Consider the following 14,532-nt stretch of genomic DNA (forward strand, 5'->3'; position numbering starts at 1 on the left):
CGACGTGAAGCCGGGGCATGAGCCCGGTCCGGATCCACGCGCGGTCCGGACCGGCGCTTCCACCACACCGCTGATCCCTCTGGAGCCCGTGATGGCCGCCACCCGCCGCCCGCCGCACCCCGCCCCGGCGCCGTCCGGGCCGCGCAGATCCGCCGGGGACCGCCTGCGGCGGAGGGCCCTGGCCACCGCGGCGGCCGGCTGGGCCGACTTCTCCCCGGCCGCCGACCCCCGGATGCGCCCGGCCTCGTGAGCACGGCGACCGCCCCGGCGCCCGCCGTCGAGAAGCCGTCCATTGCTCACTTGCCTTACCGGCCCGAGTCGGCCTCGGCGGCCCGCCGCCTGGTCCGCGACAAGCTGGCCGAGTGGGAGCTGGACGACCTGATCGACGACGCCCAGCTGATCGCCTCCGAGCTCGTGGGCAACGCCTCCAAGACCGGCTGTCTCCTCAGGATGACCGTCGAGGTCACCCGGATCACCGCTACGGCAGTACGGATCTCGGTGACCGACGGCAGCCGTGTCCTGCCCGTGCTGATCGACGCCGGCTTGAAGGCCGAGGGCGGGCGGGGCCTCGCCCTCGTGCACCAGCTCACCAGAGGCCAGTGGGGCACCACCCTGGAGCCGCTGGGGAAGACGGTGCATGCGGACCTGCGGGGTGCGTCATGACCGGCCAGCACCTCGGCACCACCGAGCACACGCCGCGGCTCCACGGTCACCCGGCCGCCCCCAGTCCCATCCGCCGAGGAGAAGGCCATAGACCCGTCCGACGCTCGGCCGAGCCGATACAGCCCCGCTGGGTTGGGGCTGCTGTCCCCGCACACCCATTCCACTGCGCGACCCCGCCATCTCGCCCGCCGTCCAAGGGAGTGTCCATGCACGACTTGATCGCTTCTCCGTTCCTGGACGGCTATGTGGCCGTCCGGCCCGGCCGGCGCGAGGGCCTGCGGATCGGCGGGGGCCGATACCGGGAGCTCCTGGATGCGCCGCCGCAGGCCATGGTGCCCGGATGGCTCGCGGAGGCGGCCCGCAACGCCTGGGGTGTGGTCCTGGACGGGCGGCGGCTCCACGAGACGGTCCTGGTCCGGCAGCCCGCCGGGCTCGGCTACGGCCGCGCGTCGTGGGAGATCAACAAGGGCTGCGACTACGACTGCGAGCACTGCTACCTCGGCCTGAAGAACTTCGAGGGCCTGGCCTGGGAAGACAAGGTCAAGATGTTGAACGTCGTCCGGGACTCCGGCGCCCTGTGGTTCCAGATAACCGGCGGCGAGCCGCTGATCGACCGCGACTTCCCGGCCGCCTACCAGTACGCGAACGAGCTGGGGCTAATGGTCTCGATCGCCAGCAACGGCAGCCAGCTGTCCAAGCCGCGCGTCCAGGAGCTCTTCGCCCGCCACCGCCCCTACCTGATCGCGGTCAGCGTCTACGGCGCCACCGCCGCCTCCTACGACGGCATGACCCGCAACCGAGGCGCGTTCGACCGGTTCATAAAGGGCCTGGAAGCCTCCCAGGACGCGGGCCTGCCCCTGAAGCTGAACATCGTGGTCTCCGAGCGCAACGCGGGAGAGATCCCCCAGATGCAGGCGCTGGCCGACCGGTACGGCTTCCCTCACCACGTGTTCACCACGATGAGCCCCACCATCGAGGGCGGCGGCGAGCGGATGGGCACCCAGGCCGCCGACTACGTCATGCCACGCAGGCCCTTCCAGGGCTGCAACGCCGGGCACACCTTCTTCCACGCCGACCCCTGGGGGAAGGCGTCGATCTGCAAGGTCGGCCGCGACCCCCAGTTCGACCTGATCACCGACGGCGTCGACGGCCTGCGCCAACTGGGCGCCGTCGCCGACTCCCTCCAGCTTCGCACCGGTGGATGCTCCGGCTGCACGCTGTCCGGCACCTGCTTCACCTGCCGGCCGCTGGCCAAGCTCTACCAGGAGGCGAAGGCCCCGCTCAACACCTACTGCCAGCACGGAGGGAGGTAAACCCATGCCGGTACCCGTAGCGCTTACGCTCACCGAGCGGCCCCTTGAGGACGAGGAGGTCGTGTTCGTCGGCGACTTGGACGACGTCCTGGAGGTCGTCATGTGCTCCTGCTCGTCGAGTGAATCCCAGCCGTACTAGCACGTCCGGTGGTGCCCCGGCCCAGGTCGGGGCACCACCCACCGCCCCTCTGGAGTCCAGCAGTGTCGATGAACCGCCTCGCCTGGCACCACCTCCCGCCTGCCGCCCGCGCCGCCGTCCAGGAGCACACCGGCCCCTTCCTGACCACCGCCGACGCGTCCACCGGAGCGAACTCCGGCGTCGCCGTGAAAGCCCTGACCGCCTCCGGCGAGGTGTTCATCAAGGGCATCCCCGTCGACAACCGCCAGGTCAAGACGCAACTGCGCGAAGCCGCCGTCAACCCGCACCTGCCCAAGTCGTCCCCCCGACTGCTGTGGCACCTGCAGGCCGGGGGCTGGGACCTGCTCGGCTTCGAGGCGATCGAGGGCCACCTCGCCGACTTCTCACCGGGCAGCCCCGACCTGCCCCTGGTCGTCGAAGCGCTGACGGAACTCGCCCACACCCCCTGCCCGGACATCCCGCTGCTGAGCTTCTCCAAGCGGTACGCGCCCTACGGCGACACCCCGGAGCTGTTCGACGGGGACGCGCTCCTGCACACCGATATGGCCCCGCACAACGTCCTGGTCGACCACGCCGCCCACCTCATCGACTGGGCCTGGCCCACCCGGGGCCCGGGCTGGGCCGACCCGGCCGTCTGGGCCGTACGCCTGATCGACGCCGGACACACCCCTCGGCAGGCCGAGCAGTGGGCCGGCCGGCTGCCGGCGTTCGAAGCCGCGGACCCCAAGGTCCTCCTCGCCTTCGCCGAGGCCAACGCCCGCTACTGGCGGGAGGTCCACGCCCAGGCGTCGGCGGCAGCGTGGACACGGTCCATGGCCGCCTCCGCTCTCGCCTGGCGCGACCACCGGCGCGACCACTCGCTGGCCGGGAAGTGACCGACCCACCCATGGACCCGGCCCTGATCAGCGGCCTCCTGGACGAGATCACCGACGCCGCCGGCCACCGGGCGCCTACCCGGCTTCCGCTGCGCGTCTGGTCCATGTCAGGAGTCGAACGGCTGACCTACCCCGACGGCACCACCGCCGTCCTGAAGTACGCGCGCGAGCCGTTCACCCGGGAGGACCGGATACTGCGGACCGCCGCACGGGCTGGCGTCCCGGTGCCCCACGTGGTCGGCTCAGCCCGGCGAGGCGGCCTGCTCGTGATGGTGCTCGAAGACCTCGGCGACCCGCAGCGCGAAGCCACCGACAGCGAAGCCGCCACAGCCGCCGCGCTCCTGCACGCAGCCGCCCCGCCACCGTCATTGCCGACGCTGGATCAGAACGCCTTGGCGGCCCTGCCCGGCAAAGCCCTGGGTCACCTGAAACGACTGCACGCCGCCGACCGCTGGACGGAAGGGACCGAAGACCTCACCGGCATCCTGTACGCCCTCGCGCACGCCGCGAAGAAGAAGGCAGTCGGCGCACAGACCGCTCCCTTCGGCTGGGTGCACTCCGAATACCATCCGTCCAGCCTGCACATCGGCCCCCGGGGCCGGCACCTGCTGGACTTCGCCCACTCCTTCACCGGACCGGGCCTCCTCGACCTCGCCTCCTGGCAGGGCCTCACTCTCAGGCAGCCCCCGGATCCGGCACGCCTGCGCGGACTCATCGACGCCTACATCGCCGCAGGAGGGCCACGTGACGCGCTCGCCCGCCGCGGCGGGCTGCCCCCGGAGGCGTGGGCGCTGGGATGGCACCGGGTCTGGGCGATCGAATGGTTCCTTGAACAAGCACACCGATGGATCAACGACCCCGCCAAGGACCCCGGGGCCGTCAAAGTCGTTCGCCGCCATCTGATATCGGCGGCGGATCTCCTCGAGGTGTGAAGGAGGCCCCCGCCAGCTGCGGGGCTCCTCCTCCGTGGTCTTCACCCCCGAGGGCGCGACCGTGTGTCAACGGTCTTGAAGTTCTCCCCATAGGCGGCCAGGAGTTCTCCCCACTGGTGGCCTGCGGGTTCTCCCCAACGGCGGCCAGATATCTCCCCGCCCTGGGTCGTGTGGTGATCAGCTGAAGGGCTTGACGCCCTGACCGGAGGTGGCCTGGGTGAGCCGGAAGCTGTCACCCTGGGTGACCACGATGTGAGCGTGGTGCATGAGCCGGTCGACGGTGGCCGTGGCCAGGGTCTTCGGCATGATCTCGTCGAATCCCGAGGGGTGCAGGTTGCTGCTGACCGCGAGCGCGCGGCGTTCGTAGGCGGCATCCACCAGTCGGTAGAAGCCCTCGGCTGCGTCGGGGCTGACCGGCAGCAGGCCGATGTCATCGACGATGATCAAGTCGGATCGGATGACCCGGGCCAGGGCTCGGGCGATGGAGTCGTCCGCGCGGTGGCGGCGGACCAGGGCGCCGAGGTCCTCGATGGTGAACCAGGCAACCGTCATCCCGGCCTCGACCGCGGCCTGCCCGAGAGCCTCGGTGAAGTGTGACTTTCCCGTGCCGGACGGTCCGCAGACGCAAAGGCTCTCCCGGCGCCTGACCCATTCCAGGGTCTTGAGGGCGTCCTGGGTGGCGCGGGGTATGGAGGATGCCGTCTCGTCCCAGTCGCCGAACGTCTTCCCGGCGGGGAACCCGGCCCGCTTGCGGCGGGTGTGAAGGTTGGCGCGGTCACGGCCGGCGGCCTCCTCGGCCAGCAGGACACGGACGACCTCGGCCGGGTCCCAACGCTGGGCCTTCGCGGTGGGGATCAAGTCGCCCAGCGCGCGACGGATGTGAGGCAGCTTCAAGCGCCGGGTCAGCGCGATCGCCTCGTTCAGGGGATCGCCGGCCGAGCCGGGGACGCTGCGGAGCGGGGTCGTCATCGAAGGTCGTCCTGTTCGTCGTCGGTCGCGTCGGTGCTGGTGGTGGGGCCGAAGCGGGCCCAGGCGGAGGTGCCGGGCTGCAGGCTGTGGGTCTCGCTCGCGCGGGTGGGTTCGGGGATGCCGTGTCTGGCCTGGTAATCGAGGATCGACAGCAGGTCCTTCTCGGCGAAGCGGCCGGTGACCGCGGCGGTGCCCAGGGCCCGATCGACCTGGGCAGCGGGGAACAGTTTGGACAGCGCGACGGCTTCGGCCATCTTGGCCTTGACCCTGCGGGTCCCGGCGGTCGCTGCCTCGACCAGCCAGGCGGCGGCTCCGGGGCCGATCATCAGGAACGCGGCCTCCTCGGCGCTGGTGGCGCGCGGGGTGCGGTCGCCCTCCTTGTCCTCGCGCTCGGGGTAGTGGGCCTCGTCGATGACCGGGCTGCCCGGGGTGCCGCGCTGGTGGCGGGCCACTTCGGAGGCGGTTCCGTCGGCCTGGACGGCGGTGACGATGAGCTCGTCGCCGTGGAACCGGGCCCAGACCCGGGTGTCGATCAGCGGGTGCGGGACCGAGTAACGGACCGCCTCCACCGAGATCGTCGCGTCCCAGTTGACCCGGCGGGTGGTGCCGAACGCGACGGTGAAGGGCTGCTTGGGCAGCGGGTGCAGCCGTTGTTGTTCCTCGGCGAGCATCTCGACCGGGCGGCGGCGGGTCTCGCGGTGGACGCGGTTGTTGACCTCTTCGCAGAAGCTGCGGCAGGCCGCCTCCAACACGGCGAAACTGCGGTATTCCTCAAGGAGGTTGACGTCCTTGGGGACCAGGTCTGCCTTGGCGATCCGCACGGTCGCCTCCGAGCCGCCCTTGGTCTCCGGGTCGGCGGGCAGGCAGGTGCGGATGGTCATGCCGTAGTGCCGGGCGACCTCGACGATCTCCGGGTTGCGGACCGCGATCCCGGCGATGTGGTCGGTGCTGACCGTCTTCTCGTTGTCGGTCAACGCGTAGGCGGGCACTCCACCGATCCTGCGCAAGGTGGCATCGAGGCAGGCGGTGATCGTGGGCAGGGTCTTGTCCCAGACCGGGATCACGACCCGGAAGCGGGACCAGGCCAGCCACGCGCACCACAGCGAGGTCCGCCGCCCGCCGATGGTCGGGCCCTCGCCCCAGTCCCACTGCAGCCAGAGCGCCGGCTCGGTGATCCAGGGCCGGTAGATTCGCCGCTGCCCGGCCCTGAACTGGGCTTTCGCCTCGGCGACAGTGCGGCGGGTGGTGCGTTCCCCGCCGGTGAAGCCCATCGCGGAGATCCGCTTGTGGACCACGTCGGCGCGGATCCTGCCGCCGGAGCGGACCACGAGCTCCTCGATCTTGGGCAGGAAGGCGTCGATCGCCCGATCGCGGTGTCGGCGCTGGTCAGGCTGCTGGCCGGCCGCGCGCATCTTCACATAGCGGGCGACCGTGTGGTGGTCGCATCCGGCCAGCTCAGCGGCCGAGCGGTAACTGCCCGTGAGACATCGCACGGGGTTAGCGCGTCAAGTTTTGGGGGCGAGTCCGCCGGGGTCACGCGGCAGCTGCCTCTGCGTCTGCCTGTGAGGCGCCGGCTGCGGGGAAGGCGGTGTTCTCGTCGAACCGTTCGTGGTGCTGGAGGCAGTGGTGGAGCTGTCCGAGCAGGCGGTTGAAGAGGTGGCGTTGGGCGGCGGCGTGCCAGTCTCCGTGTTCGCGGCGGGCGCGGTAGTGGGCGCCGGCTCCGGGTGAGGCGGTGAGGGCGGAGAACGCCCAGAGGTAGCCGGTGTGGTTGAGGCGGTCGTTCTTGACGATGCGCCGGCCGATGTGGCTCTTCTTGCCGGAGGCGCGGGTGACCGGCGCGGCTCCGGCGTAGGCCTTGAGGCCGCGGGCGTCGGCGAAGCGGGTGTGGTCGTCGCCGACCTCGGCCAGGACGCGGGCGGCCAGTTGGGTGCCCAGACCCGGGAAGGACAGGAGGATCTCCGCGTCGGGGTGCTGGGGGAAGAGCTCCTCGACGGCCTGGGCCAGTTCCTCGGCGGCCTGGCAGGTGGCGTCGAGCTGGTGCAGGAGGGCGAGCATCTGCTTGCCGAGGGCGTCCTCGACGAGCTGGGGCTGGTGGGCGTACTCGGCGCGGAAGACCTCGCGCAGCCGGTCGGTCTCGGTGTCGAGCTTGCGGCTGCGGCCGGCCCGTCTGAGGGCGGCGGCGATCTGGCTGCGGGTCAAGCGGGCGGCGCGGGCCGGGGTGGGGGCGAGCTTGAGGAGTTCGCGGGCCTCGGAGCGGCAGAGGCCGTTCTGCCAGGGTCCGAAGGCGTCGAGGGCGGCGGGGTAGTACTCGCGGAGCAGGGAGCGGAGCCGGTTGGAGATCTGCTGGCGGTTCCAGGTGGCGTCCTGTTGGGCTCGGGCCAGCACCGCGATCGCGCGGGCGAGGTCGGTGTCGGCGGGGAGCGGGCGGTGCATGGGCATGTCGGTGCGCAGGATGTTCGCCAGGACCAGGGCGTCGCCGGGGTCGGACTTCTTGCGGGAGACGCCGTGGCGGTCGCGGTAGCGGGCAGCGGCCATCGGGTTGATTGCGAAAACCTTGCGATCCCCGGTGCGCAGGATGGCGACCAGCAGGCCGCGGCCGGTCTCGATGGCGACCGGGATCGGCTCCTCGGCGGTGTCGCCGTGTTCGGCGAGGAGGTCGAGCAGGAGCTGGTAGCCGGCCGCGTCGTCGGTGATGCGGCGCTTGGCCAGCAGCTGGCCGCTGTCGTCGACGAGGGCGACGTCGTGGGTCCGTTCGGCCCAGTCGATCCCGCAGTAGATCACGCTGTTCTCCCTGGTCAGGGCATGCTCGGGCACTGATCCGCGAGCACGTGTGGGGCCACTCAGCTCCCTAATTCCAGGCCTCGTCTCGGGCCGACATCGCACTAGTTGTTGCGTGGCACCAGCTCGCTCCACAGGCCTCGATCTGTGCCGGAGCTCAAGGCCCGGGCCTTTCGAGAGGTCACCGTGGAACGGGCTCGCACCGCCAACATCGCTCCAACGAATGATCACCGCAGCCCGCCGTCGGCCGGGGCACCAAGCGCCGCAGATCTGCGGCAGGGCGTCGAACGCCAGGTCAGAGACATGTGCGTCCGCTCGGTGCCCCGGCCGACGGTGGGCGGCTGTGTGGCGGTGACCGTGGAGGGGCCAGGGTGAGCCAGGGTGGCACCGATCTCACAGAAGGCCTCTGTGGCCGGGTCGTATGCAGGTGTCTCCCTGGCCCGCTCACGACCACCCCTGCGGGCCAGGGTGGCGGCAACCGCTCCGCTTCCCACGGCCCTCTAATAAGGAATTAGGTCGTAGGCCTCCAGGATTTCCATGATCTCCCTGCTGTTCTTCACCCGGTCGAGCGTCGCCGACCGGGGAGGGTGGGGCGAGCGGGGAGATATCTGGCCGTCCACGGGGAAACCCCTGGCCATCAGTGGGGCCCTATATGGCCGCCTATGGGGAGATTGTCACGACCGCTGTCAACCGTGCTGACCGCCAGCCGCACCAGCGACCAGCTCACCCCGCAGGCCCTCGGCGAAGCGGCGCCGAGGCACCGATCCGCGACCGTGCCCAGGACCTGATCGACGCCATCGCCCACTGAAACTGGTACGGGGCCCTGCCGCAGCGGGGCCTGCACCGCTTCACTCGAAAGACTTGGGCCCCCGTCGCTCACAGTCCTTGCCGGGGCCCGCGGGGGCGGATGGGCGTGACCGCGGTTGCGGCGTCCTGGTGGAGTTGCTGCCGGAGGGCTTCGTTGTCGTGGAAGAGGGCGGCGATCGCGGTGTGGGCGGCCTTGAGCTTGTTCTCCAGGAGCGTGCATTCCTGGGTCTTCTTGGTCAGGCGCTTGTTGAGGTCGGCGATGGCCGCGTCGCGTTTGGCCTCGCCGGGCGTGGTCTTGCCGTGGGCGGCGAGATGGGCGTCCCATTCAGCGAGGATCGCCTTCGCGCGGTTCATGGTCGCGCGGCTGACCTGGGCTTCTTTGTAGAGGTTCTCTTTGGTGAGGCGGCCGTCGGTCCGTTGCGGGCGGCCTTCGAGGAGGCGGGTCATTGCTGCCCGCAGGGCGGCGACGGTCTTGGGGCTGACCTGGTCTTCGGGGTTGGCGTCGGCGGGTGCGGTCACTGGGGTTCTCCCGCCATCTTGAGGACGTTGCGGGTGATGTCGAGTTCGCGTTCGGCGAGGTCTCGGCGGCAGGCCGGGGTGGAGGGGTTGTTGATGAGCTGGAGCTGTTTGCGCTGGTGGGAGTCGTAGATCGGTAGGTGCTCGGGGCCGATCATGCTGTTGGCGCATCGGTCGGGCCGGCAGCGTTCGTCGAGGGGGCCGGTGTGGCCTTCCGGGATGATCGCGTTTTCGAGGCAGACGGCGCCGACGGGGTTGGTGTGGTCGGCGGTGCAGTTGTTGAGCATGCCGAACCGGATGTGGATCCTGGTCGTTCGCAGGAGCGTGTCGGCGGTGCGGGCGTCCCCGTTGCGGGCCTTGACGGTGGCGTTGATCTGGTCGAACGCGTCCTTGACCCGTTCGGCGCCGGGCCCGAATCCGATCTCCTCGCCCGCGGTGTGACGCTCGTAGAGGTCTTTGATCTTGCGGAACTTGACGTTGTCGAGGGCGTCTTCGAGGTATTTGGCCCAGTTGTCGTCGGAGGCGGCATAGCTGCGGGTGGTGGCGTTGGCCAGGGCCCGCTTGGCGAGGTGCTTGAGCTGGATGCCGGTGGCGATCTCGGACCCGGGGAACTGATCGGTGAGCATCGCCATCGTCCTGCGGAACATGTGGGGGCGGATGTAGGTGGTGGGAATCTCGTCGAGGCCGGTCCAGGTGCGGTGCCTGTTCACGAAGCGCACGAACGCCGCCAGCATCCTGGTGCCGACGATGGTGCCGTCCTGGTTGCCAGCACCCACTGGGGCGAAGACGCGCTCGGGGTGCCGGGAGACAGCCTCGGCGACCGCGAGGGCTTCAACGAGAGGTTCGGCAACCCACCAGTGCTTGCCGGGGCGGTTGGGGGTGCCCTTGATCTTCGTGGAGGAGATGGCAGGGGTGCTGTAGTGCTCGACGACGGATGCCCGCAAGATCTCGTGGATTTCCGAGTCGCGCATCATGGAAAGGCCCACGACCAGCGCGAACGCCGCATCGCGCAGGATCGCCTTGAGGTCGTTCAGCGCTCGAGGGCCGATGCCGGGGTGCCAGGCTCCCGTGCTGCCGTCCGGCCGAGTCGTCTGTACGAGTTCTCCATTCAGCGCCTGGGTCGTGGTCCGCCCCTTGGCCACTTCCTCCAGAACCCGTGCACGTCGCCGCCTCTCGATCTGGCTGCCCGTCTCGCAGAAGGCGCCATGGTGCTGCCGCTCGTAGCCGAGGAGAAGCGCCAGCAGGCTCCAATTCACGTGCGGAGCCCGGCCCTTGGAAGCCTTGGCGTGGAGCGGGATCTTGTTTTGGGGGTCGGCAAGCCATTCCTCGAGCCGTGGGTCGATGCCTTGGGACGACGACTTCGCGGCGGCGAGGAGCTCGTTGTGACGGCGATCGGCGCGCAGGACGTCAGGGGCGAAGTCGTGGATGTAGGCCCAGGCCGCGCGGATCAGCGGGAACCACGTCTCCGGGGGAACTGTGGGGGTGGAAAGATCTTTGCTGGCGCTCAGCTGAGCGACCTTGCGGGCGCTCTGACCAGGCCATGGGTCGCCGACAGGCCAGGGCAGGCTCAGGACGGGGGCGGCTGCCGCCAGATTCTTGAAGGCGGTCACGTGCCCGCTGACCGTGTACGGAGCGGACCCGGTCGCGGCCATGTCGATGATGCGCTGCCGCAGGTCCTGCACCGTCCATGCGTCCGGGTGAGCCGGGAGTCCGTTCTTGCGGCCCCACTTCGCCGCCGTCCGCAGGCGCGAGGCCACCTGGATCAAGGCGCCCGGGGCGCCGTAGCCTTCGAGGACGACACCGCTCTTGAGGACCTCGGGGTGCCGCGGGTTGAAGGTGAGCATCAGGAACTCGCGAGCCAGCAGGTTCCAGTACGGATCCTCCAGCTCCAAGCTGAAGTGGACCATCCACGAAGCGGCCGTGCGGTTGGCCGGCCGCTTGAGAACGCCGTTGAAGTTCCAGATGGCCCTGTCACCGAACCGGGGGATGCGGGCGCCGGGCTCGCGGGCCTCGGGCAGTAGCGAGCGCCCCTGGACGACGGGTTCGTCATCCCGAAATAGAGAGGGACGCCGCTGTTCGGGCAAGGGCAGGATCATGCGTCGAACTCCGTGTTCGCAGCGAGCGGCAGGTCGAGGACGGCTTGGCCGGCTTCGATGTGCTTGCGGGCCTGGTCCAGTTCCTCGGGCGTTCGGTCGTTCAGGACGGCGCGGAGGTTCACCCAGCTCTGTCCCCAGAGCCGCTCGAATGCCTGCGGAGTAAGAACGGTGCGGACTCGTTCCAAGTGCGCTTTAAAGAGAAGGAGTTGAGGCAGGTTGGTGGGCAGGATCCAGGCGTTGCGGCATTCCAGGCAGCGCAGTGGTGCGACGGCGCAGAGCTCGCCGGGTCGGCTGTAGGGGCCCTGGTAGGGGTTCCTGCAGTGGGAGACGCCCATGTCGAGCTGACCGGCCATGATGTCCTCGGCCTCCTGCGCGGACAGGCCCGAGTCCTCCAGCACGGCCTGGTCGACTTCCCCCGGGGCGTCGGAGATGACGGTGGGGCCGTCGACGCGGTCAAGAGCTTTGTCGAGCCAGTGCTGCTGGGCCGTGGCGATCGTCCGTCCGGACATGATTCGCAGCGTGGTGCCCTGCGCGTAGTGGGTGGCGAAGGTCTCCTCGGTGTGGTCGTCCGCGGCGGCACTGATGCGTCCTTCGGTCACGATGGCCTTCTCGACCTTGACCGATTTCCGCATGCGGCCGATGTGCCGGTCGCCCGTGATCTCGACTCCCGCGGCGTCCAGCCAGTTGCTGAAGGAGCTCTTGGACACGGGCTTCCACTCGTTGAAGACCGCGGTGAAGTCGTTGCGGACGGTAGCGGTGACGAAGAGCGTGTGGGTGATGTGCGGGGCCTTGGCCCGTACCCGTGCGGTCATATCCATGAGCTGGCGCACCACCTCGCTGGCCTCGCGCCGTGGCCAGTTCACCGTGAGTTGCCCGTCAGCGCCTTCGTCCGGGCCCGCCTCCACGGGTGCGGACTGGTCACGAAAGGCCCGGTGGCGTCGGCGTTCGGCCCGGTTCTTGAGGAGAGTCAACCGAACGCCCTTGGGAAGGAACTCCACCTCTGTCTCTCCGAAGCCGGTGACCTCTTCCGAGGCGTGGCCGGTGGCGTCCATCAGCAGGATGCGGAAAGCGTGCAGATCAAGGTTGTGCGGATACAACCTCGCGAACAGCTGGCGAGCCAGCTGCCTCCGCGCTGCCTGAGGAACGAAGACCTCGTCAGGGCCTGCGGCGAACGTCCGAAGTTCCGACGGCCATTCGCGAGGCGGAGGCACGAGCCGGTGAATGTCTCGAGGGGTGATCCGCTCGTGGGCGAAGCCCCAGAGCAGGTCGGGAATGCTGGTCCAACTGCCCTGGTCGGGGTGGCGGCCCTCTCCGGCCAGGGCCCAGCCCTCCTCCACACGCTTGCGGGTGGCGTGGACGCTCTGCCAGGCCGCACGAACCAGGGCCCGTTTCTCCTGGCGAGTGAACTCGTCCCGCTCCGTCTTCTCCCCGCTGCCCAGCAGCCCGGGACCGCGGGCCAGCCGGGCCAGCTCCGGGGCAACCGGACGCTCGGGGTGATCGTCCCGACGAATAATCAGCACCCGCAGGGCGCCCGCCAACAATCCAGGGTAAGTGGAGCTCGGAGCGTAGCTCTCGGGCAATGACAGCTCCCACTTCAGCAGCAGGTCAAGCAGGCGTGGATCGGTCAGGCTCACCGCCTCTGCCGCCGACCCGAGCTCCTTGTCCACGTACTTGCAGAACCGGGTGATCGCCAGGTGGTAGACCCTCGCATGGGTCGTGATGGCGGTGGCGGCCACGTACTCCACCCACTCGTCCGCCAGCTGCATGGCCAAACGCGAGCAGTAGAAGCCCGACGGATCCACCGCCACGAGCTGTCGGGGGATCTCGACGACTCGAGGACCGATGCCGCCGGGCGGGACCGGATTTGCCAGGGCCGCCCGCAAGCGGTCTCGATCTTCGTTGCTGCGGCCTTTCCGGCGTACCTTCGGCATCAGCAGCCGCCCTTGGCGCCGCTGATCGCGTGGGACGCGATGTCGGCATAGGTCGCCTCGTCGTCACCGATCCAGCTGGAGAACGCGGCCTCGAACTCATTGATCAGGTCATCTGTGTACTGGAGGTACTCGTAGGTGGTTTCCGGATTCGCATGACCGAGTCTGCGGCTGACAATCAGCAGCGGGTTGTGCCGGATGTGCCCGGTCAAGTACGAACGGTGCCGTCGGCGGCGCGCCTGCTGGTCCGGCTCCTCGCCGTCCATGATGTTCTCCAGGTAGGTCAAAAGCCGCAGAGCGTAGGTGTGCCTTAGGTCGTGCCAGCGCCACCGTCGTGCCGGCAGCAGTGGCGTGGACCGGTCGGCGAGGTTCGTCATGCGTGTCCAGGCCCGGTGGCGGTAGCCCTTCCAGGCGTCCGCCCCCGGCATTAGACCGCCGCGGCAGACGAACAAGGTCAGGGCCTCCAGGCCGAACTCGCCCTCGTAGACGGTGATCCGCCGCAGCTTGGCGTCCATGGCCGACATCTGGAACTCGCGCACGACGCCGTCCAGGACGCCCCTCACCCGGCCGCCGGCGACGTCGACCTCGCCCACCACGAACAGGTCGCGGGCTTTACGCTCCAGGGTCCGGGCTGCCCTGCGGACGATGTCCGGACGTTCGAGCAGGCAGAACAGGTCGGCGGACGCGACGGCATCCTCGGGAACGTAGACGGTCCGGGCTTTGCCGTACTTCGCGCAGGCTTGGACGATGTACTCGGCCGCTCCACCCGACATCCCCGGCCAGAGCCCGATCTCCGGCAGCAGCACGGTCGACCACTCCCGCCAACGAGCCCCCGATCCGAGTGCGATGTCGCCGCCGGCTCGGCCGCGCAGCGGCGACCACCCGCGGAAGGTCGGGTCCACCTGGGCGTTGGGAAGTTGCCCGCCCAGTCCCACATCTCGGAAGTATCGGTACTGCTCGAACGTGAGGTGCCGGATGTCCATGCCCGACCGGACCCGCGGCGCCAACGCGTTGCGTCCCCGCGCAGCCAGCCTCGCCGGGCGGCGCGGCAAGATCTTCCGCTCGACGAGGAAGCCGTAGAAGTCGTCCAGGACGAACGATTCCCGGCCCCAGGCCGACGCGCCGACCGGCCTCTCCTGCCACTGAGTCCGATGGCCGCGGTACGAAACAAGGTCGGACTCCGTCGCCGACAGCACATCGCTGTCCAGACCGGCAAGATGGTCGTCCAGCCGGCCGATCACCCGCCCGTAGTCCTTCAGCGTGGTCTCGTCCAGCAACGCCGTCGACAGGTACCTGCCGAACTCGCACAGGGGCGGGATCGGCGTCTGCGTCTCCTCGTCGAGGTACACCGGCGTCCCGTCGAGGATGCCCCGTCGCTTCAGCAGAGCGACCACCCTCGCAGCAGAGATCACATCGGTGTCCAGGTACTTCTCCAGCAGCCCTGCCTGCACGAAGGCAAGATCCATGTCCATCCCTCCCCGGGGGCCGGAGGGGAACTCCTGTCAGCTCACCTGTC

At 69.5% G+C, this 14,532-nt stretch carries 13 protein-coding genes; 6 read left to right on the forward strand and 7 right to left on the reverse strand.

Going from position 1 to position 14,532, the window contains the following annotated elements; genetic code table 11:
* Positions 1 to 91 precede the first annotated feature (91 nt).
* From BI06_RS50155 to BI06_RS01140, 6 genes are all read left to right on the forward strand, one after another.
* Positions 92 to 250 carry a hypothetical protein gene (locus BI06_RS50155; RefSeq protein WP_158515428.1) on the forward strand — a complete coding sequence of 53 codons (159 nt, stop codon included), beginning with the start codon at positions 92 to 94 and terminating at the stop codon, positions 248 to 250.
* Between the two features lie 50 nt (positions 251 to 300).
* On the forward strand, positions 301 to 663 hold the full coding sequence (locus tag BI06_RS01125) for an ATP-binding protein (RefSeq protein ID WP_033817952.1): 363 nt from the start codon (positions 301 to 303) through the stop codon (positions 661 to 663).
* A gap of 206 nt (positions 664 to 869) precedes the next feature.
* The gene (locus BI06_RS01130; protein WP_033817951.1) at positions 870 to 1,976 is read left to right on the forward strand and encodes a radical SAM protein; all 1,107 of its coding nucleotides are present in this window, start codon (positions 870 to 872) and stop codon (positions 1,974 to 1,976) included.
* A gap of 4 nt (positions 1,977 to 1,980) precedes the next feature.
* Entirely contained in the window at positions 1,981 to 2,115 is a 135-nt protein-coding gene (locus BI06_RS54590) for a hypothetical protein (RefSeq protein WP_255360172.1), read from the forward strand.
* Positions 2,116 to 2,183: 68 nt separating this feature from the next.
* Complete coding sequence (locus BI06_RS01135; RefSeq protein ID WP_082526177.1) at positions 2,184 to 2,990, forward strand: hypothetical protein; 807 nt, start codon at positions 2,184 to 2,186, stop codon at positions 2,988 to 2,990.
* 11 nt (positions 2,991 to 3,001) lie between these two features.
* A complete protein-coding gene (locus BI06_RS01140; RefSeq protein ID WP_033817949.1) occupies positions 3,002 to 3,922 on the forward strand; it encodes a phosphotransferase in 921 nt (306 codons plus the stop codon).
* 177 nt (positions 3,923 to 4,099) lie between these two features.
* Here BI06_RS01140 and istB read toward each other — a convergent pair whose 3' ends face one another.
* From istB to BI06_RS01175, 7 genes are all read right to left on the reverse strand, one after another.
* Positions 4,100 to 4,891 (reverse strand): IS21-like element helper ATPase IstB, encoded by a 792-nt coding sequence (gene istB, locus BI06_RS01145; RefSeq protein ID WP_033817948.1) that lies wholly within the window; start codon positions 4,889 to 4,891, stop codon positions 4,100 to 4,102.
* Entirely contained in the window at positions 4,888 to 6,384 is a 1,497-nt protein-coding gene (gene istA / locus BI06_RS01150; protein ID WP_033817947.1) for an IS21 family transposase, read from the reverse strand. Before istA ends, istB begins: the two co-directional genes overlap by 4 nt.
* A gap of 40 nt (positions 6,385 to 6,424) precedes the next feature.
* The gene (locus BI06_RS01155) at positions 6,425 to 7,672 is read right to left on the reverse strand and encodes an IS110 family transposase (protein ID WP_051740072.1); all 1,248 of its coding nucleotides are present in this window, start codon (positions 7,670 to 7,672) and stop codon (positions 6,425 to 6,427) included.
* A gap of 873 nt (positions 7,673 to 8,545) precedes the next feature.
* On the reverse strand, positions 8,546 to 8,995 hold the full coding sequence (locus BI06_RS01160) for a hypothetical protein (RefSeq protein WP_051740073.1): 450 nt from the start codon (positions 8,993 to 8,995) through the stop codon (positions 8,546 to 8,548).
* Positions 8,992 to 11,088 (reverse strand): hypothetical protein, encoded by a 2,097-nt coding sequence (locus BI06_RS01165; RefSeq protein ID WP_033819452.1) that lies wholly within the window; start codon positions 11,086 to 11,088, stop codon positions 8,992 to 8,994. The genes BI06_RS01160 and BI06_RS01165 overlap by 4 nt, the downstream gene beginning before the upstream one ends.
* Positions 11,085 to 13,019: a hypothetical protein gene (locus BI06_RS01170; protein ID WP_033819453.1), complete on the reverse strand. Its 1,935-nt coding sequence runs from the start codon at positions 13,017 to 13,019 to the stop codon at positions 11,085 to 11,087. Before BI06_RS01170 ends, BI06_RS01165 begins: the two co-directional genes overlap by 4 nt.
* Entirely contained in the window at positions 13,019 to 14,482 is a 1,464-nt protein-coding gene (locus tag BI06_RS01175; RefSeq protein ID WP_043464155.1) for a site-specific integrase, read from the reverse strand. Before BI06_RS01175 ends, BI06_RS01170 begins: the two co-directional genes overlap by 1 nt.
* Between the last annotated feature and the right edge of the window lie 50 nt (positions 14,483 to 14,532).

This window comes from Kitasatospora sp. MBT66 (assembly GCF_000710405.2).
GTDB classification, from domain to species: Bacteria; Actinomycetota; Actinomycetes; order Streptomycetales; family Streptomycetaceae; genus Kitasatospora; species Kitasatospora purpeofusca.